The organism is Arthrobacter sp. KNU40, from assembly GCF_051515115.1.
In the GTDB taxonomy this organism is placed as follows: domain Bacteria; phylum Actinomycetota; class Actinomycetes; order Actinomycetales; family Micrococcaceae; genus Arthrobacter.
Genome location: NZ_CP195850.1, coordinates 2,802,879 through 2,829,507, shown reverse-complemented (window position 1 = coordinate 2,829,507; position 26,629 = coordinate 2,802,879). Strand labels below are relative to the sequence as shown.

Genomic DNA, 26,629 nt, shown 5'->3' with positions numbered 1-26,629 from the left:
GAACCAGCTAGATCCAGTCCCGCTTCTTGAAGGCGAGGTACAGGAAGATTGAACCGCCGGCCATGAGCGCGCAGGACAGCCAGAGGCCGTAATCGCTCTGGAAGCCGAAAAATGGCACATTCTGCCCGAAGAAGCCGGTCACGGCAGTGGGGACGGCGATGATTGCGGCCCAGCTGGTGACCTTCTTCATGACCAGGTTCATCTGGTTCCCCTGGATGCTGATGTGGGTTTCCAGGATAGTGGTGACCAGGTCGCGGAGCGATTCCGTCCATTCGGAGGCACGCAGCACATGGTCGTAGACGTCCTGCAGGAAGGGCTGCATCGCCGGGCTGCAGCCGACCAGGTCTTCCCGCCGGAGGAGGGTATTGAGGACTTCACGCATGGGCAGGACGACGCGGCGGAGCCGGACGAGGTTCTTGCGGAGTTCGAAGGTCTTCCGCTGCAGGTCGTGGTCGGGGGAGTGGTCGTCGAAAAGCGACTCTTCGAGGGCATCGATGTAGCCATCGAGTTCCTGGACGGCGTCGAAGTGCCCGTCGACGATCATGTCCAGCAGGCCCCAGAAGAGGAACGGCACTCCGTGTTGGGCCAGGTCGGTTTCCGAGTCCCAGTGCGCCGTCAGTTCGTCGGTGTCGAACTCGGGCCCGTGCACCGTCACCAGGGCGTTATGGGTTACGAATGCCGAGATTTCGACGACGGCAAGTTCGCCGGCGCCAGGCTTTAGCGCCGCCTGGTAAGCCGAAAGGAACAGGTGGTTCGGGTATCGGTCCAGTTTGGGCCGCTGAAAATCGTGGACGGCGTCCTCGACGGCGAGTCGGTGAAGCCCGTACACGGTTTCCACGCCGAGCAGGTCATCCGCCGTCGGGTTCGTGTAGTCGATCCACAGCACCACGTCATCCTGGCGGGCCAGGGCTTCGATCTCGTGGGCCCTGACATCGTCACGTTCGAGTTTGCCTTCGCGGTATAGCCGTATGAACACCATCCGCCCCATGGTACGGGACGCGTATCCATGCTTCCTGAGCGGCAAGGCTTCACCTCGGGACCTGCCTTTGCCCTCGTTCCGTACCTACAATTTAAGTGCGGCCTCGCGGTGTCCCGCCGCGGGCCGCCGACTAAGGAGAGCCATTATGGGTTGGGGTGAGAGGTTCCATCACGCTGCCGGGAAACTCCACGGCAAGGCCACGGAAGCGGCCGGCGAGGCCACCGGCAATGACCGGCTGAAGGCTGAGGGCAAGTCCCGTCAGGTCAGGGCCGATCTGAAGCTGGCAGGCGAAAAGATCAAGGGCGCCTTCAGGAAGCACTAGTCCGCAGACGCCGATAGCAGGGCGCGGGCCATGCGGCCCGCGCCCGCGTGGTGTCCTGATACTTTTTTGCAGCACTGGACGGCGTCGGTGCGGCCAGCCATGATGAAGGAGGCGCGGGGGCTGGATCGTCAACCCCAGTTTGCGAGTGGCACCCGCAGTGGAGGCGCGCTGACATGACACGCGAATCGGTGCCGGCGGGGGAGGCGAAATCACCGGGTTCCCGTGAGCCCAGCGAAACTTTCCTGGCCGAATACTACGCCCAGGTGCCCCCGGAGGATCTGCGGAGCCATAGTCCTGAGACGCTCCGGGCGCGGGCGGGGCACCATCTGAAAGTGGCGTCGTCGCGCGCGCCCGGGCAGGCCGCCGTCGGGATCCTGACCGAACTGGATGCCAGCGTTGTCGCAGTGGTGACGGACGACATCGGGATGCCGAGTGACCTCGGGCGGCGCGCCTCCGATTTGCCATCGCCGACATGTACCACACGGTCATTCACTGGATCGGCGTAGGAACGCTGTTGCTGCGCATCACTGACCTGCCGCGTCAAAGCCGGTGGGAAGCCTTGGCCCGCGCAGCCCTGCGTGACGACGCCTATTCCGCCGTCGTCGACATCACCATTTCCGTCATGCAGGCGACCCGGGCGAGCGGTGCCTCCGGTACCTCTGCCGTGGAACGGATTGTGGAGTGGGAGAGCGGACGCCAGGAGCAACTGGGAAGGATCAAGGAGACGTTCGTGGAGGTCACCAAACCCGGGCAGGTGGACCTCGCTTCGATCTCCGTGGCCCTGAAACTCCTGCGAACGCTCGCGAAGCGCTAGCCGTTTTGAACATTGAACCCGGAGGATCGTCGAATATGAAGCTTTTGGGCTACGGGATGCGAATCCTCATCCTCTTGCTGGTTGCTTTCATGTGCGGTCCCAACGTGCTCCGGCAGCCCGTAATCTTCCGTCATCCCCATCGACACCGGCTTCCAACGCGGACGGGCTCCCAACTGCCGAAGGGCGATTACCGCTGGTGCTATGGCACGCTTCAAGCCATGTGGAAGCACCGCGGCGCGGTCGTGCAGGGCGGCCAGGCCGGTAAACTCGGCCGGCGTGGTCTCGGCTACCTCCTGGTCCTTCAGGTGCTGCTTCCCTTGTTCGCGCCCATCGTTGATGTCTTCGCGATCTACGGCCTGGTTTTTCTTGATCCGGTCCGGATCGGGGAGCTCTGGCTTGTTTTCCTCCTGGTTCAATTCCTCATGGCGGCCTATGCGTTCAGGCTCGACAATGAGTTGCTGCGCCCACTGTGGACACTTCCGCTTCAGCAGTTCGTCTATCGTCAGCTCATGTACCTCGTGGTCATCCAGTCGGTAGTGACGGCCTTGGCCGGGGTCCACCTGCGGTGGCACCGCATGGAGCGGTATGGAAGCCTGCGCGTCCCGCCGGTTTCGCCGGGCCAAGCGTAGCCAGGGACATTGCCAGGGAGTCGACACGCATTCCTAGGCCCTCGCGCGCAGCTCCCGCCGGAGGATCTTTCCCGACGCCGACTTGGGAATCACATCGACGAACTCCACCGATCGCACTCGCTTGAACGGCGCCACCCGCCCGGCGACGAACTCCATGACATCGCCGTCCCCGAGCTCGGCCCCCGACTGCCGGACGACGAACGCCTTCGGTACCTCTTCGCCGTCGTCCGCATGGATGCCGATGACCGCGGCATCCGCGATCAGGGGGTGGGTGAGCAGAAGGGCTTCGAGCTCGGCCGGCGCGATCTGATAGCCCTTGTACTTGATCAGCTCTTTGAGCCGGTCGACGATCGTCACGACGCCGTCGGCAGTGACGGTTGCGATGTCACCGGTACGGAGGAAGCCATCCGGATCAATCGTCGCGGCGGTTGCGTCGGGCCGGTTCAGGTAGCCGAGCATGACTTGCGGGCCGCGGACAAGGAGCTGCCCGGGAGCACTAGGTCCTTCGGCCGGGACTTCGATCTCTTCGTCCGTTGCCGGGTCGAGGAGCTTGCACTCCGTGTTCGGCACGGTGTAGCCCACAGAGTCGAGCGGGACGCGCTCGGCGCCGTCACGCGGAATGGCGTGGGACACGGGACTCAGCTCGGTCATTCCGTAGCCCTGGAGCATCGTGCACCCGAGCCGCTTCGCAACAGCGTGCCCCAGCTCGCCGTCGAGGGGCGCCGCACCCGAAAGCACGGCGCGCACGGACGAAAGGTCGAATTGGTCCACCAAAGGATGCTTCGCGAGCGCGACGGCGATGGGCGGCGCGATGAAGAGGTAGGTGCAGCGGTGGTCCTGCGTGATCCGGAGGAACTCGGCGAGGTCGAACTTCGGCATCGTGACGAGCCGGGCCCGCTCGCCGAGGGCGAGATTGAGCAGCACTGTCAGGCCGTAGGCGTGGAAGAAGGGCAGGACGGCGAGCAGCACGTCGTCGGGAGTCACACGGAAGAAGGCACGCGACTGTGCGACGTTCGCCACGAGGTTGTACTGGCTCAACAGAACACCCTTAGGCGTGCCGCTCGTGCCGGAGGAATAGGGCACGACGGCGGCGGCGTGCGGATCGACACTGAGAGTCGGTGCGGGAAGACCGGCTTCGAGCACGTCCGTTAGCGACGGATGCCCCGCGGCGGGAGCGAGCTCGCCGCCGTCGAGCACCACGAGGCGTTCCGCCGGGATCCCGGCAAGCAGCGCCGCGGCCTCCGCCCGCTCAAGGAAGGGCGAGATGGTGAAGAGCCAGGAGGCGCCAGCATCGCTCAGCTGGCTTCCGACTTCATCGGCGGTAAACAGCGCGTTGACCGTGGTGACGGCGGCACCCGCGCGGAGGACCCCGTGGAACACGACGGCGAAGGCCGGCACGTTGGGGCAGAAAAGGCCCAAGGTAGTCCCCGGGCCTGCCCCGCGGCCAGCGAGCCAGCCTGCGGTGGCGTCGACTCGGCTGACGAGTTGCCGGTAGGTCATTTCCGCGCCCGAGGTGCCGTCCACGAGCGCGATCCTGTCAAGGTCCTCGACGCCCAGCCCACCGAACAGATACTCATAAATCGTGACTTCGGGGATCTCGACATCAGCGTACGGGCTGGTGAACATTGCGGCTCCTTCGGCGCACGACGGCGGGAGTCGCCGTCGTGCGTCCATTACACCCGGCGGCGCGGGGCCGGGACAAGGGCCGCCGCGGTCGGATGTCGTCCAACTTTAGGGCTACGCCTCAACTAAACCGGTGCAGGATGGTCGACCAGGGCCGGAGTATGCCAGGGCCGGGTGCGATCTCTTTGGGGGAGGGGACCATGGTGCCGCGGCGGGGCCGGAAGCGGCGGCATCGCGGAAGGACTGGTTTGCCTCACAACGGGAGCCGGTGGCGTGGGCGCTGGTCCGCGAAGTGGGACTTCGGGGCAGAGATCGGTTATCAGGCCCATTCCTGCATATTCGCGGACGTCACTGATGCCGCACACCGCAGCACGCTTGTCAGGAAAGGACTTGGAGACGGCTACCACTGTTCCGTCCGGTGCTTTGAGCCTGAATCTGAAGCTCGTGTCCTCGTCGATGAAGAGTTCAAACATCCCGGTCATGCGCATCCTCCTGAACAGCGGGCGGCGCGTGACGCCCGGTAGGTTTCGCCGGTCTGGGGCGCGACGTTGCGCCCCAGTGATTTCTCGTCCGGCAAATGGATCATCTGACTCACAGTGTGTGTGGTGCTCGCCACACGGTGTAGTTAACCAAAATACGGGGAAGAACCTTGGCTGGCTAGTGCAAAGGGCGGCCCTTTGGTCACCGCTGCTCAAGGATTCGGTGTGCGGCGTCCTGGGCCGCCAATGCCCTGTCGTCCACGATTTGGCCGGGCAAATGCCCGGCGGCGGCGATGGCCCGGCGCAGTTCCGCCACTGTGCGAGGGGTGCCCACGCCCCTGTGTGCCATGGCGTGGCAGTTCGCACACAGCGGCACAAGGTCCGTTATGGGATCGAGCCGGTAGTCGCTGCCAAGCTGTGAAACGGGAACCACGTGGTGGATGTGGATGAAGTCCTTGCCGATGTCCCCGTAGCTTACTTCGAAGGAGAAAGTGCACGCGGCACACGACGTCCCGTGGAAAGCCAGGCAGATCCGGCGGGCTTCAGGATCCCGCTCGTAGCGGTTCGTTTCAATCCTGCTGACGGCTCCTTCAGGGTAGGTCCCTGGAATAATCTGGCACGGCTCAGAGACCGCTGGCCCGTGCTCCCGCCACACGTGCTGAAGGAGAGGTTCTGATTCCGGCGGAATGAACCGTCCAGAACCACGGAAGGTATTCCAGGCCACGTCCGGCACTTCTCTGGAGAGGACACTCGACGGGATCTGGCCGCCGAAGGGGAGCAGGGCATCGAAGGCCACGCTTACGTACCGCGCCATACTCTGGGGTTCGGTGCGTTGTGGCGCTTCATAGCTTTCGGACATGACCACGCCGTGTCCGATCAGCCCCCGTCCGTGAGGGCCCCCGCCTTGCAGGAGCAGCCATGCCAGGTTGCCTGGCTGGATCTTCCGGTGTTGCCCGACGTTCCACCGCTCCAGGAACTGACCTGTTTCCGCGACCTGCTCGATTACAGCCTCGTAGTTCCAGTCGTTCCCAAGCCGTGGATTCCATCCCAGGATGATGGCGGCCATGGCTGCTCCTCCCTGCGTGCCGGTGAAGCTATGCGAGTCGGGTCCGGACGATTTCGCTGACCGCCTTGCCGTCAAAGCGGCCGGCGACCTTTGCTGTGACGGGCTTCATCACGGCGCCCATCTGCCTGATAGTAAGCTCCTGACCACTGGCCTTCAACACGGCGATTGCCTCGTCGACGATGTCTTCGACTTCCGCGGGCGTCAACATTTTGGGCAGGTACGCCTCAATGACTTCCGCTTCGGCTATTTCCGCCGCAGCGCGCTCGGCCTCGCCGGCATCCGTGTAAATGCGGGCCGTGTCCCTGCGCTTGGCGGCTTCCTTTTGCAGCAGCGCCGTCACCTGCGTGTCGTCCAGCTCGATAGGTGTCTTGCCGGACTTTTCACGCGTCTCTATTTCGCCCAGGACGTTGCGGACCGTCGTGAGCGCGGTCTTGTTGTGGTCCTTCATGTGGACTACGACGTCGGCATGCAGGCGTTGCTTCAGGGTGCTCATGTTAATTCCCTCTACTCGGTGGTTGTTCTCATTCTTCACGGTCTGGACCGTCTGTGGAGAAGAGCCGTGCGGCCGGCCTGCCCGGTATCTAAAATTCTGTCTCCGGCGATCCCCCAAGAAGGCCCTCAGCGACGTAGCATCAAGGTAGGCGGCTGCCAGGAGTGTGGCGAAATGTTTGAGAGATTTACGGACCGTGCCCGTCGCGTTGTTGTGCTTGCCCAAGAAGAGGCACGCATGCTCAACCACAACTACATCGGTACCGAGCACATCCTTTTGGGTCTGATCCAGGAGGGTGAGGGGGTAGCCGCCAAGGCGCTGGAGTCGATGAGCATTTCGCTCGATGGCGTCCGGGAACAGGTGCAGGAGATCATCGGCCAGGGGCGGCAAGCCCCGTCCGGCCACATCCCGTTCACCCCGCGCGCCAAGAAGGTGCTTGAGCTCGCCCTCCGTGAAGCCCTTCAGCTCGGCCACAACTACATCGGTACAGAGCACATCCTGCTTGGCCTCATCCGCGAGGGTGAAGGCGTTGCCGCGCAGGTCCTCGTCAAGCTTGGCGCCGACCTTGGCCGGGTCCGCCAGCAAGTCATTCACTTGCTCTCCGGCTATGAGGGCAAGGATCCCAGTGGAATGGTCGCCGGACCAAGCCAAGCCGAGGTTGCTCCGGCCGGTTCGGTGGTGCTGGACCAGTTCGGCCGCAACCTTACGCAAGCAGCGCGGGAAAACAAGCTTGATCCCGTGATCGGCCGCGAGCTGGAGATGGAACGCGTCATGCAGGTCCTCTCCCGCCGGACCAAGAACAACCCCGTGCTGATCGGTGAGCCCGGCGTCGGCAAGACTGCCGTCGTCGAGGGCCTTGCCCAGGCGATCGTCCGGGGCAACGTGCCGGAGAGCCTGAAGGACAAACAGCTCTACACGCTCGATTTGGGCTCCGTAGTGGCCGGTTCCCGTTACCGCGGTGACTTTGAAGAGCGCTTGAAGAAGGTCCTCAAGGAAATCCGGACCCGCGGGGACATCATCCTCTTCATCGACGAGATCCACACGCTCGTGGGTGCCGGCGCTGCGGAAGGTGCCATCGATGCCGCGTCCATCCTCAAGCCGTTGCTGGCCCGTGGTGAACTCCAGACCATTGGTGCCACCACCTTGGATGAGTACCGCAAGCACATTGAGAAGGACGCCGCCTTGGAGCGCCGCTTCCAGCCGATCCAGGTCCAGGAACCGTCGGTGGCCGACACTGTAGAGATTCTCAAGGGCCTGCGTGACCGCTACGAGGCGCACCACCGGGTGACCATCACCGACGGCGCACTGGCGGCCGCGGCGAGCCTCTCGGAGCGGTACGTTTCGGACCGCTTCCTGCCGGACAAAGCGATCGACCTGATCGACGAAGCCGGTGCACGGCTTCGCATCCGCCGCATGACCCGGCCACCGGAGCTGAAAGCGATGGACGCACGCATCGCAGAGGTGAAGATGGAGAAGGAATCCGCCATCGATGCCCAGGACTTCGAGGGCGCCGCGTCGCTGCGTATTAAGGAGCAGAAACTTGTCGCCGAGCGCAGGGAAAGGGAGCTCAGATGGAAGGCCGGCGGTACGGACGGCAACGCCGAGGTGGACGAGGAGCTGATTGCCGAAGTTCTCGCGAATTCCACCGGTATCCCGGTCTTCAAACTCACCGAGGAAGAATCCAGCCGCCTGCTCAAGATGGAGGAGGAGCTGCACAAGCGCGTTATTGGGCAGAATGAGGCGATCAATTCAGTGTCGCGTGCGATCCGCCGCACTCGTGCAGGCCTGAAGGATCCCAAGCGTCCGGGTGGCTCGTTCATCTTCGCCGGCCCCACGGGGGTCGGCAAGACCGAGCTCGCCAAGGCCCTGGCGGAATTCCTCTTTGCCGATGAGGATGCCCTCATCACGCTGGACATGTCCGAATACTCCGAGAAGCACACCGTGTCCCGTCTCTTCGGTGCTCCTCCGGGCTACGTCGGCTACGACGAGGGTGGCCAGTTGACGGAGAAGGTCCGGCGTCGTCCGTTCTCCGTGGTGCTGTTCGACGAAGTGGAGAAGGCCCACGCCGATCTCTTCAACTCGCTGCTGCAGATCATGGAAGACGGCCGCTTGACGGATAGCCATGGCCGCGTGGTGGACTTCAAGAACACGGTGATCATCATGACCACCAACCTGGGCACCCGCGACATATCCAAGAGCGTGGCCACCGGCTTCCAGTCCGGCACGGACACCACCACCGGCTACAACCGGATGCGGGCGCGGGTCACCGAGGAGCTCAAGCAGCAATTCCGTCCCGAGTTCCTCAACCGCGTTGACGACGTCATCGTCTTCCCGCAACTCACGCAGGACGAGATCATCGAGATCGTGGACCTGATGATCCGTCGCTTGGAACAGCATCTGGCAGACAAGGACATGGGCATCGAGCTTACGGACGCAGCCAAGGTCCTCTTGGCCACGCGCGGCTACAACCCGGCCATGGGCGCCCGGCCGCTGCGCCGCACCATCCAGCGCGAGATCGAGGACCAGCTCTCCGAGAAGATCCTCTTCGGCGAGCTGCACCCGGGTGACATCGTGGTGGTCGATGTGGACGGCGAAGGCGACGACGCCAAATTCACCTTCGCCGGCAACGCTAAGCCGCGCATCCCCGACGCGCTTCCCGCCGTGAGCTAACGCGGGTCACACGCTGCCCCGTGCGGCCGCCGTCGGGCTGGCTCAGTGAAGCTTGTGCCCGAGGCTCGTGAGCAGGCGCCCGACGGCGTCCTCCGCGGTTGGCGGTGGGCCGAAGACTTCGCGTTGCCGTGAGGTATCGGCGACGTAGCGGCCGGTCCCGAACCAGTCGATCATCGCCCCGAGGTCCTTCGCCATCGGATTGAGCGGGTTCATCTGGGTGAGGACGAGCTCAATCTGCCGCCCAAGCATCCGGGCAGAGATATCGGCGATGTCCTGAATGCTTACCGGCCGGTCCCAACCGATGTCGATGCGCTGACCTTCGACGCCCCTCGCGTCGACTGCCGCCGCGAGGTACCCGGCCAGGTCACTGGCAAGAACGTAGGTCAGGGGAACGCTCGAAGACCCGAACCACGTAAGCCGCCCTTCGATGAAAGGGTCGCCGAAGCGGGCGATCTGCTCAAGGAAGGCGCCCGGACGCAGGGCCACGAACGGGACCCCCAGTTCTTCCAGGCGATCCTCGGTCAGTTTCTTGTGCCAGAAGTGCGGAACCTCCGGGGTTTGATCGCACGTGAGGATACTGGTGAGGACGAATCTGCGAATACTGGCGCGGCTGGCGGCATCGACGAGGTTGGTGTTGCCTACGGTGTCGATGACGGGGCTGTCGCCGTCCCGATGGTGGGTGTATCCCGCAGCTGAGGTGATCACAGCGTCCACGCCGTCCATGGCCTCCACCAGCGACTCCGGGTCCATCATGTCGCCTCGGGCGATCGTGGCCCCTAACTGCTCGAGGCGGCTCGCGTCCGATTCCGGCCGCACCAAGGCACGGACTTGTTTTCCACCTGCCAGCAGCCTCGACACGACCTGGCTGCCCAGCATCCCGGTGCCCCCGACCACAAGCACTGGTCCTGAGTCCGTCATTTACTCCTCCACCTCACCGCGCCATCCTCCGGTTTCGTTTCCGCGCGACTCTATGAACTCCTTGAATTTCTTCAAGTCCGCCTTCACCTGCATCTCGTCAATTTGGAGTGCCGCTCCGGCCTTCTCCATGACGGTTTCGGGCTCCCATTCGAAATGGACTTTGACGTGCGTGTGGTTCGCGTCCAGCGGGGAAAACCTAATGATGCCGGCGTGCGACTTGCCGTCAATACTGCGCCAGGCAATCCGGTCGTCGGGTTCTTGGTCGACTATCTCCGTATCGAATGCCAGTTCCACACCCCCTACCTTCGTGACCCAGTGGTTGGTCGTGTCGCTCAACTGGGTTACGGATTCCACCCCGGACATGAATCGGGGAAAGGACTCAAACTGCGTCCATTGGTTGTAAGCCGTACGGACAGGGACGGCCACGTCAATCGTTTCTTCAACCTTCCGCATCTTTCCTCCTCGCTCGGACCTGCGTGACCTGGCCGAAGGGATTGCCCCTGGGACCGTCCGTCCGGGAAGCCAGTCACTCTTGAACGTTAAGCCTGCTGATTATCCAAGTCCAGACGGGCCAGGTAGCTGCTTCCGTGCCCGCCCATTCCAAAAGCCGGTTACGTCCGGGAGCGCCCGCGGCGCGCGACTGCGTCGATCGTCACGGCCGCGACGAGAACCAGTGCCGTGACGACGTACTTTGCCGGTGCGCTGTAGCCCTGCAAGCCCATTCCGTTATCGATTGTGGCGATCACGAGTCCGCCCAGGACGCCGTGCAGCACCTTGCCGCGACCGCCGAACAAGCTGGTCCCGCCGATGACCGCTGCCGCCACGGCATAAAGCACCAGCGTGCCGCCGTCGTACGACGTCGAGACGGAACGGAGCCGCGACGCGTAGACGATTCCGCCGATTCCTGCGGTGAAGGAAGCGAGGATGAAGGCGAGGGTGCGAATGCGGGCAAGGTTCACGCCTCCCCGCCGCGCGGCCTCGGCGTTGCCGCCAATGGCGTAGACGTAACGGCCGAACCGGGTTCGCCCAAGCAGCAGTGTCCATGCGGCGAGGACTCCGAGCACCACGAGAAGGACCCACGGAACGCCACTGATTTCGACCAGGATGCCGCGGTCCGTATTGCAGAGCCACACGATGGCAACCCCGGCGGCGAGCACGGCCGCGATCTTCAGGGCGCTCACGCTGGCGGGCGGCGCGACGAGCCCGGTGTTGCGCCGGCGGGCGTCGCGCAGCCACGTCCACGCGCTGAACGCTCCGACGACGACGAGCATGAGGATCCAGCTCGTGACGGGGCTGAGGTTGCCGCTCGCGATGTTGTTGATGACGTTGTCGTTGATGGGCACTACGCCGCCGCTGCCGAGGATGATGAGCATGACGCCAAGCCAGCCGAGCTGGCCGCCAAGGGTCACGACGAACGACGGCAATCCGAGGCGGGTGATGATCGTGCCATGAAGCAGCCCGATCCCCGCGCAGCCAAGCAGGCCGACGGCGATCGCCGCCCACCACGGCCAGCCGGTGGACTCCTGGACGAGTTCGGCCATGATGACGCCGCCCACACCACCGACGTACCCGATGGACAAGTCGATTTCGCCGAGTAGGAGGACGAAGACCTGGCCCATCGCCAACAGCATGAAGACCGAACCCTGGATGAGCAGGTTCACCATGTTCCCGGCAGTCAGGAAGTTCGGGTTCAACGATTGGAACAACACCGAGATCAGCAACAGGCCCGCAAGAACCGGCAGCACTCCGCTCTCGCCGCCCCGGACCCGCGCGAACGCCGCGCGGAAGTATTCGGGGAGCGACGTCGCGGTGATGTCCGGGTTCAACGCCAATGCGGCCTTCCGCTTGGCGGCTGCCGTGGTCGGCTCGTCCTGGAGCACGGCTGCCGCGGAAGGGAGCGGACCCTTTGCGGCGGTGAGCTGACGGTCCGACGGCGGTGGCGACGCGAGTTCCGGCCGTGCCCGATCGGAGAACCCCGTGGTCATCAGGTCGACCACGATCTGCCGGTCCATTTCCGTGACAGGCCGGATGGCCACAAGCTGCCCGAGCCTGAGCACGGCGATGCGGTCTGCGACCTCGAACACGTCGTTCATGTTGTGCGAGACGACGATGACGGCGACGCCCCGGTCGGCGAGCTGGCGGATCAGGTGGAGGACCACCTCCGTCTGGGCGACGCCGAGGGCCGCGGTCGGCTCGTCCATGATGACGAGCTTCGAGTTCCACAGCACCGACTTCGCGATGGCCACGGACTGGCGTTGCCCTCCGGACAGCGACGCGACGGGTTGCCGGATCGATCGCACTGTTGTCACGGCCAGGCTCGCGAGTGTCTCCCGGGCCGCGATCTCCATGTTCTCTTCGTCGAGGAGAAAGTGGCGCAGGCGTTCGCGGCCGAGGAACAGGTTCTGCACGATATCGAGGTTGTCGCACAGCGCAAGGTCCTGGTAGACAGTCTCGATTCCGAGCGCCGCCGCTTCGTGCGGCGAGTTCAACCGTACGGGCTGGTTCTCCCAAAACAGCTGCCCGTCGTCGGGCGTGTGAATGCCGGCGACGCATTTGATCAATACCGATTTGCCCGCGCCGTTGTCGCCGGCAAGCGCAGTCACCTTGCCGATCGGTACCTCAAGCGTAATGTCGACCAGTGCCTGCACCGGCCCGAAGTTCTTGTCGATGCCCTCCAGCCGAAGCAGGGGCCCGACGTCGGCGGGGTCCGGGGTTGCCAACTCACTCATGGTTTGGACTACTGGATACCTGCCGCGGTGCACGCGTCCTTCACTTGCGAGATGCACAGCGAAGAGCTCGTTACGGCGCCGTCCTTGACGACGGTGTCCGCCATGTTCTTCGTGGTCACCCACAGCGGGGTCAGCAGGACCGATCCGACGTCGGACTTCGCGGTGTCGTCCGTGGTCTTGCCGTTGACAAGGGTTGACGGAACGGTCACGCCCGCCCGCAGGTAGAGGGCTGCCGCGGCGGCCGCCTGGGCCTCAAAGTAGATCGGCTTGTACACCGTTCCGCACTGGTATCCCTTCAGGATGTTCTGCAGGCCGGACAATGACGCATCCTGTCCCGTGGTCGGGAAGGTCTTGGCGGGAATTTGCTTGCTCTGCAGGTAGGCGATCACAGCGTTGGCGTTGTCGTCGTTAGGCGTGACCACAGCGTTGATGTTCGGGTGGGCGGTGTATTGCTGGGCGAACGTCGTCTGTGCCACGGAGGGTGTCCAGGTGCCGGCGGGTTCTCCGACGTTGACGTACTCGCCGTTGTCGAAGTGCGGCTTGAGTACCCCGTTATATCCTTCGGCGAACAGCTTCGCGTTGTTGTCGGTCGGATCGCCATCCATGACCAGGATGTTCGGCTTGGTGACTTTCCAATCTGCGATGCACGTGATCTCGCCCTGGCCGATCAGCTGGCCAACCTTGACGTTGTCGAAGCTGACGTAGGTGCGATCCTTCGCCCCGCCTTTGACGAGCCGGTCATAGTCGATCACTTTGACGCCGCGCGCGTTGGCGGCCGCCTCGATGGCCGCGCCGGAGCCGGAGTCGAGGGCGTCGACAAGGAGCACTGACGCGCCGGCTGTGATGTCAGCCTCGGCCTGCGTCTGCATTGTGCTTGCGCTGCCCTGCGCATTGTCGATCTTGAACTTTGAGGAGTCGAGTCCAGCGGCTTCGAAGGCCTTCTTCAGGTAGGGGGCATCGAAGGTGACGTACCGCGCGGAAGTGGTGGTGTCCGGCAGCAGCACGCCGACCATCCCTTTGCCTTGTGATGCGAGGGAGGTGAGCTGTTTCATTGCCGAGAAATCGGCCGTGAACGCATCCGCGGAGATCTGCGGTACCGCTCCTCCGGGACTCGTGGTGCTCGACGTCGTCGATGTGCTCGTGCTCGAGCAGGCGGCGAGCGCCGTGATAGCGAGAGTTGCAATGAAGGCGGTTCCGGCGCTTCGTGCCGGGACCTTCATGGTTGACATTTCTTTCCTTCCATTGGTTTCGACTGCAAGCGACCTGGCGGGGTCGGGCCGGAACCTGGGCGTTGGCGCCGGACGCAGGTCCACGCCGGAGGCCACGGCGGTTCTCACCAACGGACGTCGATAAGTCAGCACTGGGCTGACTGCGACTTTATGACCAGCGACTCGATATCACGGGGTCCTCTCTGGACGGACGTGCCGGCGACGGCGGGCATGTTCGTCAATGTTGCTCTATGACTACGTTGTAGACCGGAAGTCCGCTGTTAGCAAGGCTTCGTGAGCGGCAGGATTCGACGACGGCGGACTAATCCCGTACGCGTTCGTCGGGAAGTAGCTGCATACGGATTTTGTTACATCAATACCGGAGTACATGCTCCGTACCCCGGGATGCAGTCCACATCACAGAGGTGGGTTCAATGAAGAAATGGACGCGATGGCAGGATTGGGTCACGGTTATCGCCGGTCTCTATGCTGCTCTGTCGGTCATCTGGACCACGGCGGCCGGCTCGTCCGCTGCCCTGATGGTCGTGTTCGGCGTTTTGCTGATCGTTAGCGGTGTCATCAATCTGGCCATGCCCGGAACGCCGGTCATGGAGTGGGTGCAGGCAGCATTCGGTGCCTTGCTGTTCCTTTCTCCGTGGCTAGGCTCCTACTCCATGCAAGCCGGAGTCGCCTGGACATCCTGGATCGCTGGCCTGGTGGCGCTCGTCGTCACCGCGATGGCGATCAAGCCCAGCACCGAGGAACACCGGCATCACATGGTCAGCCCTTCGCACTGAAGTGCTGAACCGTGAGGTGCTGAAACACTGAACAGCGGGAATACCGACCGGCGGGCCGTCATAGGACCCGCCGATCGCCGTCTCTTGCTTCAGTATTCCGACCCTACACAGGTCATACGCAGTTCAGGCTTTCAGGACGGCAGCCCCGGTAATGCGGCCGCCGGCCAAATCCCGTAACGCCCTATCGGCCTCAGACAATGGATACGCGGTCGTGGTAGGAGCCAGCCGAATTTCCGCGGCCAGGGACCAGAACTCCTCTCCGTCCGCCCGCGTATTGGCGCTGACACTGCGAAGCCTGCGCTCGTAGAAGAGATCAGAGGAGTAGTTCAGGGGCGGTATGTCGCTGAGGTGGATGCCTGCAATGGCGAGGGTCCCGCCCCGGTCCAACGCCTTGAGTGCCACAGGAACTAGGTCCCCGACGGGAGCAAAGAGTATCGCCGAGTCGAGTGGGTCCGGCGGGGAATCGTACGCGTCGCCCGCAAACACGGCGCCCAGTTCACGCGCCAGTTCGCGGGCAGGCTCCGAACGGGTCATCACGTAGACCTGCGCTCCTTGGTGGCGCGCCATTTGTGCCGTGAGATGGGCAGAGCCTCCGAAGCCATAGATGCCCAGTCGGCCGCCCGGCGGAAGCTCTGCCAGTTTGAGGGCCCGGTACCCGATGATGCCGGAGCACAAGAGAGGGGCCGCCTGCTCGTCCGAAAACTGAGGCGGGATGGCATAGGCGAAATCCTCGGAAACCGTGAGTTGTTCGGCGTAGCCGCCGTCCCTGTCCCATCCGGTGAAGACAGGGGAGAGGCAGAGATTCTCGTCGCCACGGCGGCAATACGCGCAGGTCCCGCACGTTCCGCCGAGCCAGGCCACTCCGACCCTGTCGCCGCGCCGGAACCTCACGCACCCTTCGCCCGCCTCGCTGACCATTCCTACCGCTTCGTGGCCGGGTACGACGTTCGGCATCCGCGGCGCAAGGTCACCCTCTGCGAGGTGCAGATCCGTGCGGCAGACACCACACGTTCGGACGCGGACGAGGAGCTCCCGCCGCCCGGGGTGCGGATCGGGCCGTTCGCCCCAAATAAGCGGCCGGGATTCAATCGGACCCGGTTCCCGGACCCACCATGCACGCATCGGGCCCTGCCCCGCCGCTAGATCTGCTTCTCCGCGGTGGAGCCGGCGTTCGCGGCCCGCCGCTCGGCTTTCAGCAGACGCAGGCCGCTGGCCAGTACTCCCACATGGCTGAACGCCTGCGGGAAGTTCCCGAGGAATTCGCCGGTATCCGGGTGGATCTGCTCGGGAAGCAGGCCCAGTGGATTCGCTCGGCTGCAGAGGGACTCGTAGAGTTCGTGGGCCTCATCCACGCGCCCTTGTCCGGCCAGGTTGTCCACCAACCAGAAGCTGCAGAGGAGGAACGCCCCTTCGCTCCCCGGCAGGCCATCGGGAGAAACCTCTGGCAGGTAGCGGAACAAAAGTCCGTTGCCGGCGTCGAGCTCTGCGGCGATGGCTTGAGTAGTGGACACCATCCGCGGATCGTCGAAATCAATGACGTTGCGGACAGGAAGGGTCAACAAGGACGCGTCCAGTCCGCCATGGCCGCCCAGATTCTCGGTAAACGTGCGCCGCCGTGGATCCCAGGATTGCGTCAGGGCAGCCTGCCGGATTCGCCGGGCCGTGGCCTCCCACCGGCGCTTGGGATAGGGAAGCCCGTCCCTCCGCGCGATCTGAATGGCGCGGTCGATCGCGACGTAACATAGCGCCGCCGAGTAGGTGAAGGGCCTGCTTTTGTCCCGGATTTCCCAAGGCCCCGAGTCCGGAGCCCTCCAGTTCCTGATGGCCATTTCCACGATCGGGATCAGTGCGGCCCAGAGCCGCTCATCGACTCGCTTCCCGCTGCCCGACCACTGGTATGCGATATCGACGATTTCACCGTACACATCGTGCTGAAGTTGGTGGCGGGCGCCGTTTCCCCACCTGACCGGGGCCGAGCCGCGGTATCCCCTCAACTGTGGATCCTGCACCTCTTCGGGCGGCTGGGAACCGTCCAAGGCGTACATGACGTGCGGGACACCGTCCCGCTCAACGTTGGTCAGGACCCAGGCGAGGAAGACGTCCGCATCACTGGGGTCGCCAATGCGCCTGAACACATAGTTGGAGAAGGACGCGTCGCGGACCCACGTGTACCTGTAGTCCCAGTTCCGCGACGTCCCTGGCCACTCAGGCAGGGATGAGGTGGCGGCCGCCAGGATGGCCCCCGTTTCGGCGTGATCCAACATTTTCAGCGTCAGGGCCGAACGCTTCATCAACTCCGCTTGGGAGCCTTCGCAGTCCAGGCTCGACGCCCACCGGCGCCAGGCGTACACGGTCTGGTCGATGAGCTTCTTGCTCTCGGGATGCTGACGAAGCCGGAACCGTCCCGACCAGTGCAGGACCATGGTCAGGGTCTCTCCGGCGCGAAGCGTCAATTCGGCGGACAAGCCACGGCCGTCAGGGATCAGTTCAACGGAGGACCACAGGTAAACTTCCTGCACTCCGTCCTGCCGCCAATCAAACCTCCAGCCGGTGGCCAGGGCGTCAAAGGTGACACCAGCCTTCGGTATCAGGCTGATGCGCAGCGGGACGTCGCCGCCCACGGCTCGCGCGTGCCGCAGGAGTTCGGAACGGCCGGCCGGCACCGGCTCCGACAAGTCGGCGCCGGCACGCAGCGTAAGTCCGTCCGTCACCTGCAGCACGCCGCGATCCGACACGAGGGACGTGACCAGCACGCAGGAATCCTCGGTGTAGCGCTGGGAGGATGCCAGAGTGCGAAGAGGGGCTATTTCAAAACGGCCGCCTGAATCCGCGTCAAGGATCCCCGCCAGGAACGGGGGACTGTCGAATTCCGGCAGGCAAAGCCAGGTAATTGCGCCGTCCCGTCCCACCAAAGCGCACGTGGACCCATCGCCGATAAGTCCGTGATCCTCGATGGGCAAATACCCGTCCTGGTTAGCCACCGGACGCGCTTGGGCACCAGTGATCATTCCGTTCACTCCCTTGGGTTCAGGCGAGGCTTCCTATATGGATTCTCCCGCCGTTCCCGCGCGCACGCCACAGTCCCCCCATCCCGCCCGGGGCTTGCGGGTCCATGCCCTCAGGGAGTGAGCAGGACCTTGATGGAGCGCCGTTCGTCCATGGCGCGGTAGGCCTCGGGGGCGTCCTCGAGCGGCATCACGGTGTCGAAGACCCGTCCCGGATTGATCTTTCCCTCGAGTACGTCGGCGAGCAGTTCCGGGATATAGGTGCGAGCCGGAGCCATGCCGCCGGCAATCGAAATGTTCGTGTCGAACAAGTAGCGCAGCGGGGCTTCGGCTCCGCCCGTCGGGACACCGACAAAGCCGAGGGCGCCGCCCGGGCGGACGCTGTGCAGTGCCTGTTCCATGGATTCCTTGGTCCCGACGCACTCCAGGACGGAGTCGGCCAAAACGCCTCCCAGCAACTCACGGACCTTGGCCACTCCGTCGTCGCCACGCTCGGCGACGATGTCCGTGGCCCCGAACTCGAGGGCAATCGCCTGGCGGTCCGCGTGGCGGGACATCGCGATGATCCTCTCGGCTCCAAGCCGCTTCGCTGCGAGCACGCCGCAGAGCCCTACCGCGCCGTCGCCGACGACGACGACCGTCCTGCCGGGGCCGACCTTTGCCGCGAGGGCGGCGTGGTGGCCGGTCGCCATCACGTCGGAAAGCGTCAGCAAGCTCGCGCGGAGGGCGTCGTCGGGTTCCGTGACGCCGGGAACCTTGACGAGGGTCGACTCGGCGAGCGGTACGCGCACGGCCTGGCCCTGGCCGCCGTCGATCGCGTGCCCGCTGTCATCTTTGCCGCCCCAACCTGCCAAATGATCGCAGGCAACGGTGACGCCGTTCAAGCATTGCGGGCAGGCGCCGCAGCTGACCAGGAAGGGAGCGATGACGAAGTCGCCGACCGCCAAGCCCGTGATGTCGTCGCCGATGCTTTCCACCGTGCCGATGAATTCGTGTCCAATGGCCGAAGGCTGGTGGGTGGGCTTGACCCCGCGGTACGGCCACAGATCCGATCCGCAGACGCAGGAGGCGGTGACTTTGACAACGACGTCGGTGGGCAGCTGGATCGTGGGGAAGTTACGGTCTTCAACACGGATGTCGCCGGGACCGTGGATGATGGTGGCGCGCATGGGGCTCCTCAAATGGTGGTTGGTGGGCTTGAATCGAGTCTATCCCCGCCGCGCCTATGGTCCTGTACTGGCCGGTAGCTCAGCCCGGACTCGCAACGGCCACGTTCGCTGCTTGGCGTCCAAGTCGCGCAGAATAGCTCCATGACAAAAAGCAGCGGGCGCTTGCCACGGCTTGAGGATGTGGCGGAACGGGCGGGAGTCTCGCACCAGACCGTGTCCCGGGTGATCAACGACCACCCCAACGTCAGCAAGGGCACTCGTGAGCGTGTCGAGGCGGCGATCGCCGAACTGGGTTACCGGCGCAACACTGCTGCACGGAGCCTCGTGACCCGTCGCTCCCAGACCATCGGTGTCCTGGCCAGTGAGCTGGCGCAATACGGTCCGGCGAACACCTTGCTGGGCGTCGAACAGGCGGCGAGGGATGCCGGCTATTTCGTCAGCATCGCAGCTTTGAGGACGGTCAATCGTGAGGCGATTCTTGATGCAGTCCGGCATTTCCTGGACCAGTCCGTGGAGGGGATCGTCGTCATCGTGCCGCATTCGGAGACCCTGCTGGCGTTGGCGGAAGTGAATGCCGGGGTTCCCGTGGTGGCCGTCGGATCGATGGGCGACGCCTTCGTCAGCGGAGCGATGGTAGACCAGCAGCGCGGCGCGGAACTGGCCGTGAGGCATCTGCTTGATCAAGGACATCGCAGGATCGGACACGTGGCCGGCCCGCAGGATTGGATCGACGGCGTGGCCAGGGCCGAAGGGTGGAGCGCGGCGTTGCGGGCCGCGGGCCTTGAGGATGATCTGCTGGTGGTGGGGGACTGGAGTGCCGGCAGCGGCTACGACATCGGCAGGAAACTCGCCGCTGAAAGGACGGCCACCGCGCTTTTCGTGGGAAATGACCAGATGGCCCTGGGCCTGTTGCGGGCCTTCAGCGAGGCGGGCGTCCGCGTGCCCGAGGACGTTTCGGTGGTGGGTTTCGATGACCAACCCGAATCCGGCTACTTCACGCCGCCGCTGACCACGGTGCGCCAGGACTTCGAAGAACTCGGGCGGCGCTGCATGGACCTCATGCTGGGCGGCATCGAGGACGGGCAAAGCGTCGGCACCACCGTGGTGGAGCCGGAGTTGGTGGTGCGCCAAAGTACTTCCGCCCCCGACTGATCGCCTTTTGTTTCAAGTGGGCGGTGGGCCCTTGACGCTGCTGCCTTGACACTGTTGTCTTGACGTGCGAATTGTTAGCGCTCACAATTGGACGAGTCCGCAAGGCTGCGGACTGGCTATTGGAGGATTTTCATGGGCGTCACAGCGGACGGCAAGGAACATTACGTCATCGGCGTGGACTACGGCACGCTTTCCGGCAGGGCGGTCGTGGTGCGGGTCAGGGACGGCAAGGAACTGGGAAGCGGCGTGTTCGACTACCCGCACGCGGTCATCACCGAGGCTTTGCCCGGCGATCTGGCGGATGGACCTGATGGCACAGGCGTCCGGCTTCCGGGGGAATGGGCGCTTCAGGTGCCGGAGGACTACCGCGAGGTGTTGCGTCATGCGGTTCCCGCCGCGGTGCGCGACGCCGGGATCGATCCGGCCGCCGTCGTCGGGATCGCCACCGACTTCACGGCGTGCACCATGGTGCCGGTGAAGGCCGACGGCACTCCGCTCAGCGAACTTCCCGGCTTCGCCAACCGGCCGCATGCGTATGTGAAGTTGTGGCGGCACCACGCTGCCCAGGGGCAGGCGGACCGCATCAACGCCTTGGCAGCCGAGCTCGGCGAAGCCTGGCTGCCGCGCTATGGTGGGCTCATTTCTTCTGAATGGGAGTTCGCCAAAGGCCTCCAGTTGCTGGAGGAGGACCCGGGCGCGTACGCGGAGATGGACCACTGGGTCGAAGCCGCGGACTGGATCGTCTGGCAGCTGTGCGGGAACTATGTGCGTAATGCCTGCACCGCCGGGTACAAGGGCATCTACCAGGACGGCAAATACCCGGCTGAAGACTTCCTTGCGGCGCTGAACCCGGACTTCAAGGACTTCGTGTCCACCAAGCTGGCCCACACGATCGGCCGGCTCGGCGATGCCGCCGGCTACCTGACGGCCGAGGCCGCCGCCTGGACCGGCCTGCGCGAGGGCATCGCCGTCGCGGTCGGGAATGTCGACGCGCACGTCACCGCGCCGGCTGCCCGGGCCGTGGAGCCCGGGCAGCTTGTCGCGATCATGGGCACCTCCACGTGCCATGTCATGAACGCGGATGTCCTGCGCGAGGTGCCGGGCATGTGCGGAGTAGTCGACGGCGGGATCGTGGACGGCCTCTGGGGTTACGAAGCAGGCCAGTCCGGGGTGGGAGACATCTTCGGCTGGTTCACCAAGTACGGCGTGCCGCCCGAATACCACGAAGCCGCCGGTGAACTCGGCCTGGGGATCCACGAGTACCTCACCGAACTCGCCGCCCGCCAAGAAATCGGTGAACACGGACTCATCGCCCTGGACTGGCACTCGGGCAACCGGTCGGTCCTGGTGGATCACGAGCTGTCCGGAGTGATCGTCGGCCAGACCTTGGCGACCCGCCCGGAAGATATCTATCGGGCGCTGCTGGAGGCCACGGCCTTCGGCACCCGCACTATCGTTGACGCCTTCCGCGACGCGGGGGTGCCGGTGAAGGAATTCATCGTCGCCGGAGGGCTCCTGAAGAACACGCTGCTGATGCAGATCTACGCCGATATCACCGGGCTGCCGCTCTCCACGATCGGTTCCGCCCAGGGTCCTGCGTTGGGTTCTGCCATCCACGCCGCGGTCGCCGCGGGGGAGTACCCGGACATCCGGGCGGCCGCGGCCGCCATGGGATCCGAACCCGGAGCCGTCTACACGCCGATCCCGGAAAGGGTCGCCGCCTACGAAGAACTGTTCGCCGAGTACCAGACCCTCCACGACTACTTCGGCAGGGGAGCGAACGAGGTCATGCACCGGCTCAAGAAGATGCAACGCTCGGCACACCAAACCGCGCCAATGAATCCCGTTCTGGAAGGAAGCAACGCATGAGCGCCCTGCTGGAGACGATTGCCAGGATCCGGGCCGAGGTCTGCGCCCTGCACACCGAACTGACCCGCTACGAGCTCGTGGTGTGGACCGCGGGCAATGTCTCTGCCCGCGTACCCGGCCAGGACCTGATGGTGATCAAACCGTCCGGGGTTTCTTATGAGCAGCTTACTCCCGAGTCCATGGTGGTCACCGACCTCCATGGGGTTCCCGTTGCGGGCGATCGCGAGGGTGAGTGGGGCAACCCGGAACTGTCGCCGTCGTCGGACACCGCCGCGCACGCCTACGTCTACCGGAACATGCCCGACGTCGGGGGCGTGGTGCATACGCACTCGACCTACGCGACGGCCTGGGCCGCGCGCGGTGAGGCGATCCCGTGCGTGTTGACCATGATGGGGGACGAATTCGGCGGCACCATCCCGGTGGGCCCGTTCGCGTTGATCGGGGACGACTCGATCGGCCGCGGCATCGTGGAAACACTCAGGGCCTCCCATTCGCCGGCGGTCCTGATGCAGAACCACGGCCCGTTCACCATCGGCAAGGACGCCCGCTCCGCCGTCAAGGCCGCCGTCATGTGCGAGGAAGTGGCCCGCACGGTCCACATTTCCCGGCAGCTCGGCGATCCGCTGCCCATCGACGCGGGCCAGATCGAGTCCCTCTACGACCGGTACCAGAACGTCTATGGCCGCTGACGCGGCCTGCCGCCAGGCCTTCCAACCCACGAACTTTTCAAGGAGAAACCCATGCCCACCGCCCACAACACGTCTCTCGATCACTACGAAGTCTGGTTCCTCACGGGCAGCCAGCACCTTTACGGCGAGGACGTCCTCAAGCAGGTCGCCGCGCAGTCCCAGGAGATCGCCGCAGCGCTGAACGGGTCCTCCGCTGTTCCGGTGAAGCTGGTCTGGAAGCCCGTGCTGACGGATGCGGACTCGATCCGGCGCACCGCGCTGGAAGCGAACTCGGACGACGCCGTGATCGGCGTGACGGCTTGGATGCACACCTTCAGCCCGGCCAAGATGTGGATCCAGGGACTGGATCTGCTCCGCAAGCCGCTCCTGCACCTGCACACGCAGGCGAACGTGGCCCTGCCGTGGGCGGACATCGACTTCGATTTCATGAACCTGAACCAGGCGGCCCACGGTGACCGCGAATTCGGCTACATCCAGTCCCGCCTCGGCGTGCCGCGGAAGACCGTCGTCGGGCACGTCTCCAACCCCGAGGTGACGCGCCAGGTGGGTGCCTGGCAGCGCGCCGCGGCCGGCTGGGCCGCCGTGCGCACCCTGAAGCTGACCCGTTTCGGGGACAACATGCGCAACGTTGCCGTCACCGAAGGAGACAAGACCGAAGCCGAGCTGCGCTTCGGCGTCTCGGTCAACACCTGGCCCGTCAACGAACTCGCCGACGCCGTCCACGGAGCGCCGGAGTCCGACGTCGACGCCCTCGTCGCGGAGTACGAACGCCTCTACGAAGTGGCGCCGGAACTGCGTGCCGGCGGTGCCCGGCACGACTCGCTGCGCTACAGCGCCCGCATCGAACTCGGCCTCCGCTCCTTCCTGGAGGCCAACGGCTCGGCCGCGTTCACGACGTCGTTCGAGGACCTGGGCGCGCTGCGCCAGCTTCCCGGAATGGCCGTGCAGCGGCTCATGGCCGACGGCTACGGCTTCGGCGCCGAAGGCGACTGGAAGACCGCGATCCTGGTCCGGGCCGCCAAGGTCATGGGCGCCGGGCTCCCCGGAGGCGCCTCCCTCATGGAGGACTACACCTACCACCTGACCCCGGGGCAGGAGAAGATCCTCGGCGCGCACATGCTCGAGGTCTGCCCCTCCCTGACCGCCACCAAGCCCCGCGTGGAGATCCACCCGCTGGGCATCGGCGGCAAGGAAGACCCCGTCCGCATGGTCTTCGACACCGACTCAGGGCCCGGCATCGTCGTCGCGCTCTCGGACATGCGCGACCGGTTCCGCCTCGTGGCGAACGCCGTCGACGTCGTCGACCTCGACGAACCGCTGCCCAACCTCCCGGTCGCCCGGGCACTCTGGTCGCCCAAGCCCGACTTCGCCACCTCCGCCGCCGCCTGGCTCACCGCAGGCGCCGCGCACCACACCCTCCTCTCCACCCAGGTGGGCATGGACGTGTTCGAAGACTTCGCCGAAATCGCCCGGACCGAACTGCTCACCATCGACGACGGCACCACCATCCGGCAGTTCAAGAAGGAACTCGCCTGGAACGCCGCCTACTACAAACTCGCCGGCGGGCTGTGAACGGAGAGGCATTCCGGCTGGTCTGCGGGGATCATCGCCGCGCCTTCACGCCTGAGTATCTAGTTGACAAGGGCAACTGACGCCCTTAAATTTCTGTGTATTCAGGTAGGTTCCTTGTTTTGGATCACATTGTTAGCTGTAGCTATGGAAACGCAGCCGGTGAGCTGCCAAGGCGCAGGGGGCAACGATGGCGAAAGTACCGCTGGATAATTTCCTCAATGAGTGCGTCTCCCGGAGTTCCGGAGAGGACGGCCTCAGCTTCGAAGAACTGTATGGTCTGTACATCAGCTGGTGCGGACTTAAGGCTTCGGAACCTGTGAGAGCCAGGACGTTCAGGGCGAGCCTTCGGGCGGCCGGCATCGCTCCCGGACACCGCGGAGAACTATGCGAGGATCTGGTGATGATAGGCCCGGCGGCGTGCGACTACATTGTCCACAGCGTGCTCCCGCTCGCTGCGTTGGACGCGCGATCGGGCGGCTGGCCTCGGCTCAAGTCTTCGCCCGCGGATCGTCTGGAGCTACCAGTCACCAGGGGGGCACCCGGCGAAGACCTCGACTCGGCTCCGGCTGCCTAAGCGGGTCTTTTATTCGTGGAACTTCTCCCGAGCCTTGCGCTGTTGCCGCTCAAGCTTGGCTTCCGCCTCGGTCCGCCGCTGACCGATGATGCGCATCTGGTGCGTGGTCGGGTGTTCGTATTCCTCCACGAAAGTTCCCTTTTCCCTGGGAAGGCTCTGGCCGGCAGCCTGGGACACGAGCTTTTGGTTGTCGTTTTCGCTCATGTCAAAATCGTCCCACCGGGCGGCTGTCTCCAAAAGAGGTTCAATCCGCGGTGCTGCAAAATAGGAGCGACATCCCGGTCTTCGGACCGGGATGTCGCTTGGCACTTGACCGATCCAGCAAAGTCAGCCGAGGTTCAGCGCCGTCCAGGAGACGGGAGGCAGGGTGATTTCGACGACGCCGTTGCGCACGACGGCGCTCTTGTTCGGCTGCAAGCCCACGCGGTCCCGATCCTCTAGCGTGTTCTTGGCGTAGACGTCCGCGTCCGAAAGGGTGTGGGCACCCATGACGATTACGCCGTCAAGCGCCGTCAGGTCGATGGTGACCGTTGCTTCTTCAGTCCGTGATCGGTTGACTAGGAAGACCGACGTCGCAGCTGCGTCCGCCTCGTAGGTCGCGACGGCGTCGATGAGCGGGACGGTGCCGTAGGCCTCCGTGCTGTAGCTGTCCGCTTCCAGCTTCACATCCAGGGCGACTCCCTTGGCCAGTTTGGATGTCAACGCGAACGGGAAGAAGGTGGTCTGCTTCCACGCCGGCCCCCCGGGTTCGGTCATGATGGGAGCGATCACGTTGACCAGCTGCGCGAGGGAGGCGGAGGTGACACGGTCGGCGTGCTTGAGCAATGAGATCAGCAGGTTGCCGAAGACGACGGCGTCGGCCACGGAATACGCGTCCTCGAGCAACCGCGGCGCCTTGGGCCAGTTGTCCAGCCCTTCGATTTTGTCGACCTTATGGAACCGCTCGAGGTACCACACATTCCATTCGTCGAAGGAAATGTTGATGGTTTTCGTGCTTCCGTTGACGGCCTTGACGTGGTCCGCTGTTGCCACAACGGATTCAATGAAGTGGTCCATGTCGGTAGCGGAGGCAAGGAACGAGTCCAGGTCGCCGCTCTTTTCCTCGTAGTAAGCGTGGCACGAAATGTAGTCGACGTCCTCGTAGGAGTGGGTGAGTACTACGCGCTCCCATTCTCCGAACGTGGGCATATGGGCGCTGGACGAGCCACAGACCACGAGTTCAACTGAAGGATCCAGTTGACGCATTGCCTTCGCGGTCTGCGATGCGATTTTGCCGTAGTCGTCAGCGGAGCGATGGCCCAACTGCCACGGGCCGTCCATTTCATTGCCGAGGCACCACATTTTGACGCCGAAAGGCTCCGCCCGGCCATGAGCGGCGCGGCGGTCCGACAGCTCCGTCCCGGAGCGGATGTTGGAGTACTCCAACAGGTCCAAAGCTTCCAGCGTGCCCCGGGTGCCGAGGTTGACGGCCAGCATGAGTTCGCTGCCCACCTTCTCCAGCCATGTGCTGAACTCGTGCATGCCGATCTCGTTGGTTTCGGTGGAGTGCCAAGCGAGGTCGAGGCGGCGGGGGCGGTGTTCCTTGGGTCCAACACTGTCCTCCCAGCGGAACCCGGAGACGAAGTTGCCGCCCGGGTAGCGGATGGTGGAGACACCGAGTTCCTTGACGAGCTCAATCACGTCAGTGCGGAAACCGTCGGCGTCGGCGTTGGGGTGAGCGGGTTCGTAGATGCCGTCGTAGACACAGCGTCCGAGGTGTTCAACAAACGAACCGAAGAGGCGGGGATTGACTGCGCCCACTGCGAATTGTGGGTCGATCGTAAGGCGTGCGGAAACCATTGTCTGCTTTCAGTGAGAGGTAGCGGGAAGAGAAAG

24 protein-coding genes are annotated in these 26,629 nt (G+C 64.4%); 10 read left to right on the top strand and 14 right to left on the bottom strand.

The features are described 5' to 3' along the window. Positions 1 to 7: 7 nt before the first annotated feature. The gene (locus tag ACSKT0_RS13055; RefSeq protein WP_437770198.1) at positions 8 to 979 is read right to left on the bottom strand and encodes a magnesium transporter CorA family protein; all 972 of its coding nucleotides are present in this window, start codon (positions 977 to 979) and stop codon (positions 8 to 10) included. 145 nt (positions 980 to 1,124) lie between these two features. On the opposite strand from ACSKT0_RS13055, the gene ACSKT0_RS13050 reads away from it, so the two are divergent. The 4 genes from ACSKT0_RS13050 (at position 1,125) to ACSKT0_RS13035 (ending at position 2,744) form a co-directional block, all read left to right on the top strand. After that, complete coding sequence (locus tag ACSKT0_RS13050) at positions 1,125 to 1,301, top strand: CsbD family protein (RefSeq protein ID WP_236818202.1); 177 nt, start codon at positions 1,125 to 1,127, stop codon at positions 1,299 to 1,301. A 173-nt stretch (positions 1,302 to 1,474) separates the two neighbouring features. Further along, entirely contained in the window at positions 1,475 to 1,807 is a 333-nt protein-coding gene (locus ACSKT0_RS13045) for a hypothetical protein (protein WP_437770197.1), read from the top strand. Positions 1,808 to 1,815: 8 nt separating this feature from the next. Continuing rightward, positions 1,816 to 2,115: a hypothetical protein gene (locus ACSKT0_RS13040; RefSeq protein ID WP_437770196.1), complete on the top strand. Its 300-nt coding sequence runs from the start codon at positions 1,816 to 1,818 to the stop codon at positions 2,113 to 2,115. Between the two features lie 35 nt (positions 2,116 to 2,150). Next, positions 2,151 to 2,744 carry a hypothetical protein gene (locus ACSKT0_RS13035; protein ID WP_437770195.1) on the top strand — a complete coding sequence of 198 codons (594 nt, stop codon included), beginning with the start codon at positions 2,151 to 2,153 and terminating at the stop codon, positions 2,742 to 2,744. 33 nt (positions 2,745 to 2,777) lie between these two features. Here ACSKT0_RS13035 and ACSKT0_RS13030 read toward each other — a convergent pair whose 3' ends face one another. The 4 genes from ACSKT0_RS13030 to ACSKT0_RS13015 form a co-directional block, all read right to left on the bottom strand. After that, positions 2,778 to 4,370 (bottom strand): AMP-binding protein, encoded by a 1,593-nt coding sequence (locus ACSKT0_RS13030; RefSeq protein ID WP_437770194.1) that lies wholly within the window; start codon positions 4,368 to 4,370, stop codon positions 2,778 to 2,780. A 122-nt stretch (positions 4,371 to 4,492) separates the two neighbouring features. Next, entirely contained in the window at positions 4,493 to 4,849 is a 357-nt protein-coding gene (locus ACSKT0_RS13025; RefSeq protein WP_437770193.1) for a YegP family protein, read from the bottom strand. Between the two features lie 199 nt (positions 4,850 to 5,048). Then, on the bottom strand, positions 5,049 to 5,912 hold the full coding sequence (locus ACSKT0_RS13020; RefSeq protein WP_437770192.1) for an HNH endonuclease: 864 nt from the start codon (positions 5,910 to 5,912) through the stop codon (positions 5,049 to 5,051). 28 nt (positions 5,913 to 5,940) lie between these two features. Further along, complete coding sequence (locus ACSKT0_RS13015) at positions 5,941 to 6,405, bottom strand: GatB/YqeY domain-containing protein (RefSeq protein ID WP_437770191.1); 465 nt, start codon at positions 6,403 to 6,405, stop codon at positions 5,941 to 5,943. A 171-nt stretch (positions 6,406 to 6,576) separates the two neighbouring features. Between ACSKT0_RS13015 and ACSKT0_RS13010 the strand changes: the two genes are divergently transcribed. Beyond that, positions 6,577 to 9,072 carry an ATP-dependent Clp protease ATP-binding subunit gene (locus tag ACSKT0_RS13010; protein WP_437770190.1) on the top strand — a complete coding sequence of 832 codons (2,496 nt, stop codon included), beginning with the start codon at positions 6,577 to 6,579 and terminating at the stop codon, positions 9,070 to 9,072. A 42-nt stretch (positions 9,073 to 9,114) separates the two neighbouring features. Here the strand turns inward: ACSKT0_RS13010 and ACSKT0_RS13005 are convergent, their stop codons facing one another. The 4 genes from ACSKT0_RS13005 to ACSKT0_RS12990 form a co-directional block, all read right to left on the bottom strand. Then, complete coding sequence (locus ACSKT0_RS13005; RefSeq protein WP_437770189.1) at positions 9,115 to 9,990, bottom strand: SDR family oxidoreductase; 876 nt, start codon at positions 9,988 to 9,990, stop codon at positions 9,115 to 9,117. Next, positions 9,991 to 10,443: an SRPBCC family protein gene (locus tag ACSKT0_RS13000; RefSeq protein ID WP_437770188.1), complete on the bottom strand. Its 453-nt coding sequence runs from the start codon at positions 10,441 to 10,443 to the stop codon at positions 9,991 to 9,993. A 158-nt stretch (positions 10,444 to 10,601) separates the two neighbouring features. Then, a complete protein-coding gene (locus ACSKT0_RS12995) occupies positions 10,602 to 12,719 on the bottom strand; it encodes an ABC transporter permease subunit (RefSeq protein WP_437770187.1) in 2,118 nt (705 codons plus the stop codon). A gap of 8 nt (positions 12,720 to 12,727) precedes the next feature. After that, a complete protein-coding gene (locus ACSKT0_RS12990; protein WP_437770186.1) occupies positions 12,728 to 13,948 on the bottom strand; it encodes a sugar ABC transporter substrate-binding protein in 1,221 nt (406 codons plus the stop codon). Between the two features lie 413 nt (positions 13,949 to 14,361). Between ACSKT0_RS12990 and ACSKT0_RS12985 the strand changes: the two genes are divergently transcribed. Beyond that, positions 14,362 to 14,724: an SPW repeat protein gene (locus ACSKT0_RS12985; RefSeq protein ID WP_437770185.1), complete on the top strand. Its 363-nt coding sequence runs from the start codon at positions 14,362 to 14,364 to the stop codon at positions 14,722 to 14,724. Between the two features lie 123 nt (positions 14,725 to 14,847). Here the strand turns inward: ACSKT0_RS12985 and ACSKT0_RS12980 are convergent, their stop codons facing one another. From ACSKT0_RS12980 to ACSKT0_RS12970, 3 genes are all read right to left on the bottom strand, one after another. Continuing rightward, positions 14,848 to 15,846 carry a zinc-dependent alcohol dehydrogenase family protein gene (locus ACSKT0_RS12980; RefSeq protein WP_437770184.1) on the bottom strand — a complete coding sequence of 333 codons (999 nt, stop codon included), beginning with the start codon at positions 15,844 to 15,846 and terminating at the stop codon, positions 14,848 to 14,850. Positions 15,847 to 15,863: 17 nt separating this feature from the next. Next, the gene (locus ACSKT0_RS12975) at positions 15,864 to 17,732 is read right to left on the bottom strand and encodes a glycoside hydrolase family 15 protein (RefSeq protein ID WP_437770183.1); all 1,869 of its coding nucleotides are present in this window, start codon (positions 17,730 to 17,732) and stop codon (positions 15,864 to 15,866) included. 110 nt (positions 17,733 to 17,842) lie between these two features. Next, positions 17,843 to 18,898, bottom strand: a complete 1,056-nt coding sequence (locus tag ACSKT0_RS12970; RefSeq protein WP_437770182.1) for a zinc-dependent alcohol dehydrogenase family protein — start codon at positions 18,896 to 18,898, stop codon at positions 17,843 to 17,845. Positions 18,899 to 19,039: 141 nt separating this feature from the next. Here ACSKT0_RS12970 and ACSKT0_RS12965 point away from each other — a divergent pair, with 141 nt between their 5' ends. From ACSKT0_RS12965 to araA, 4 genes are all read left to right on the top strand, one after another. After that, positions 19,040 to 20,050: a LacI family DNA-binding transcriptional regulator gene (locus ACSKT0_RS12965; RefSeq protein WP_437770181.1), complete on the top strand. Its 1,011-nt coding sequence runs from the start codon at positions 19,040 to 19,042 to the stop codon at positions 20,048 to 20,050. 132 nt (positions 20,051 to 20,182) lie between these two features. Next, positions 20,183 to 21,919 carry a ribulokinase gene (gene araB, locus ACSKT0_RS12960; RefSeq protein ID WP_437770180.1) on the top strand — a complete coding sequence of 579 codons (1,737 nt, stop codon included), beginning with the start codon at positions 20,183 to 20,185 and terminating at the stop codon, positions 21,917 to 21,919. Then, positions 21,916 to 22,608: an L-ribulose-5-phosphate 4-epimerase gene (locus tag ACSKT0_RS12955; protein WP_437770179.1), complete on the top strand. Its 693-nt coding sequence runs from the start codon at positions 21,916 to 21,918 to the stop codon at positions 22,606 to 22,608. The genes araB and ACSKT0_RS12955 overlap by 4 nt, the downstream gene beginning before the upstream one ends. Before the next feature lie 51 nt (positions 22,609 to 22,659). Continuing rightward, positions 22,660 to 24,180, top strand: a complete 1,521-nt coding sequence (gene araA / locus ACSKT0_RS12950) for an L-arabinose isomerase (RefSeq protein WP_437770178.1) — start codon at positions 22,660 to 22,662, stop codon at positions 24,178 to 24,180. A gap of 583 nt (positions 24,181 to 24,763) precedes the next feature. On the opposite strand, the gene ACSKT0_RS12945 is transcribed toward araA, so the two are convergent. Both ACSKT0_RS12945 and arfA read right to left on the bottom strand, forming a co-directional pair. Then, a complete protein-coding gene (locus tag ACSKT0_RS12945) occupies positions 24,764 to 24,958 on the bottom strand; it encodes a hypothetical protein (RefSeq protein WP_437770177.1) in 195 nt (64 codons plus the stop codon). A gap of 123 nt (positions 24,959 to 25,081) precedes the next feature. Further along, the gene (gene arfA / locus ACSKT0_RS12940; RefSeq protein WP_437770176.1) at positions 25,082 to 26,593 is read right to left on the bottom strand and encodes an arabinosylfuranosidase ArfA; all 1,512 of its coding nucleotides are present in this window, start codon (positions 26,591 to 26,593) and stop codon (positions 25,082 to 25,084) included. Positions 26,594 to 26,629 lie beyond the last annotated feature (36 nt).

What these genes read in the sequence shown, in the direction of transcription:
- ACSKT0_RS13055 (WP_437770198.1), bottom strand. Translation starts at nt 979, where the DNA reads ATGGTGTTCATACGGCTATACCGCGAAGGCAAACTCGAACGTGACGAT.
- ACSKT0_RS13050 (WP_236818202.1), top strand. Translation starts at nt 1,125, where the DNA reads ATGGGTTGGGGTGAGAGGTTCCATCACGCTGCCGGGAAACTCCACGGC.
- ACSKT0_RS13045 (WP_437770197.1), top strand. Translation starts at nt 1,475, where the DNA reads ATGACACGCGAATCGGTGCCGGCGGGGGAGGCGAAATCACCGGGTTCC.
- ACSKT0_RS13035 (WP_437770195.1), top strand. Translation starts at nt 2,151, where the DNA reads ATGAAGCTTTTGGGCTACGGGATGCGAATCCTCATCCTCTTGCTGGTT.
- ACSKT0_RS13030 (WP_437770194.1), bottom strand. Translation starts at nt 4,370, where the DNA reads ATGTTCACCAGCCCGTACGCTGATGTCGAGATCCCCGAAGTCACGATT.
- ACSKT0_RS13025 (WP_437770193.1), bottom strand. Translation starts at nt 4,849, where the DNA reads ATGACCGGGATGTTTGAACTCTTCATCGACGAGGACACGAGCTTCAGA.
- ACSKT0_RS13020 (WP_437770192.1), bottom strand. Translation starts at nt 5,912, where the DNA reads ATGGCCGCCATCATCCTGGGATGGAATCCACGGCTTGGGAACGACTGG.
- ACSKT0_RS13015 (WP_437770191.1), bottom strand. Translation starts at nt 6,405, where the DNA reads ATGAGCACCCTGAAGCAACGCCTGCATGCCGACGTCGTAGTCCACATG.
- ACSKT0_RS13010 (WP_437770190.1), top strand. Translation starts at nt 6,577, where the DNA reads ATGTTTGAGAGATTTACGGACCGTGCCCGTCGCGTTGTTGTGCTTGCC.
- ACSKT0_RS13005 (WP_437770189.1), bottom strand. Translation starts at nt 9,990, where the DNA reads ATGACGGACTCAGGACCAGTGCTTGTGGTCGGGGGCACCGGGATGCTG.
- ACSKT0_RS13000 (WP_437770188.1), bottom strand. Translation starts at nt 10,443, where the DNA reads ATGCGGAAGGTTGAAGAAACGATTGACGTGGCCGTCCCTGTCCGTACG.
- ACSKT0_RS12995 (WP_437770187.1), bottom strand. Translation starts at nt 12,719, where the DNA reads ATGAGTGAGTTGGCAACCCCGGACCCCGCCGACGTCGGGCCCCTGCTT.
- ACSKT0_RS12990 (WP_437770186.1), bottom strand. Translation starts at nt 13,948, where the DNA reads ATGTCAACCATGAAGGTCCCGGCACGAAGCGCCGGAACCGCCTTCATT.
- ACSKT0_RS12985 (WP_437770185.1), top strand. Translation starts at nt 14,362, where the DNA reads ATGAAGAAATGGACGCGATGGCAGGATTGGGTCACGGTTATCGCCGGT.
- ACSKT0_RS12980 (WP_437770184.1), bottom strand. Translation starts at nt 15,846, where the DNA reads ATGCGTGCATGGTGGGTCCGGGAACCGGGTCCGATTGAATCCCGGCCG.
- ACSKT0_RS12975 (WP_437770183.1), bottom strand. Translation starts at nt 17,732, where the DNA reads ATGATCACTGGTGCCCAAGCGCGTCCGGTGGCTAACCAGGACGGGTAT.
- ACSKT0_RS12970 (WP_437770182.1), bottom strand. Translation starts at nt 18,898, where the DNA reads ATGCGCGCCACCATCATCCACGGTCCCGGCGACATCCGTGTTGAAGAC.
- ACSKT0_RS12965 (WP_437770181.1), top strand. Translation starts at nt 19,040, where the DNA reads ATGACAAAAAGCAGCGGGCGCTTGCCACGGCTTGAGGATGTGGCGGAA.
- araB (WP_437770180.1), top strand. Translation starts at nt 20,183, where the DNA reads ATGGGCGTCACAGCGGACGGCAAGGAACATTACGTCATCGGCGTGGAC.
- ACSKT0_RS12955 (WP_437770179.1), top strand. Translation starts at nt 21,916, where the DNA reads ATGAGCGCCCTGCTGGAGACGATTGCCAGGATCCGGGCCGAGGTCTGC.
- araA (WP_437770178.1), top strand. Translation starts at nt 22,660, where the DNA reads ATGCCCACCGCCCACAACACGTCTCTCGATCACTACGAAGTCTGGTTC.
- ACSKT0_RS12945 (WP_437770177.1), bottom strand. Translation starts at nt 24,958, where the DNA reads ATGAGCGAAAACGACAACCAAAAGCTCGTGTCCCAGGCTGCCGGCCAG.
- arfA (WP_437770176.1), bottom strand. Translation starts at nt 26,593, where the DNA reads ATGGTTTCCGCACGCCTTACGATCGACCCACAATTCGCAGTGGGCGCA.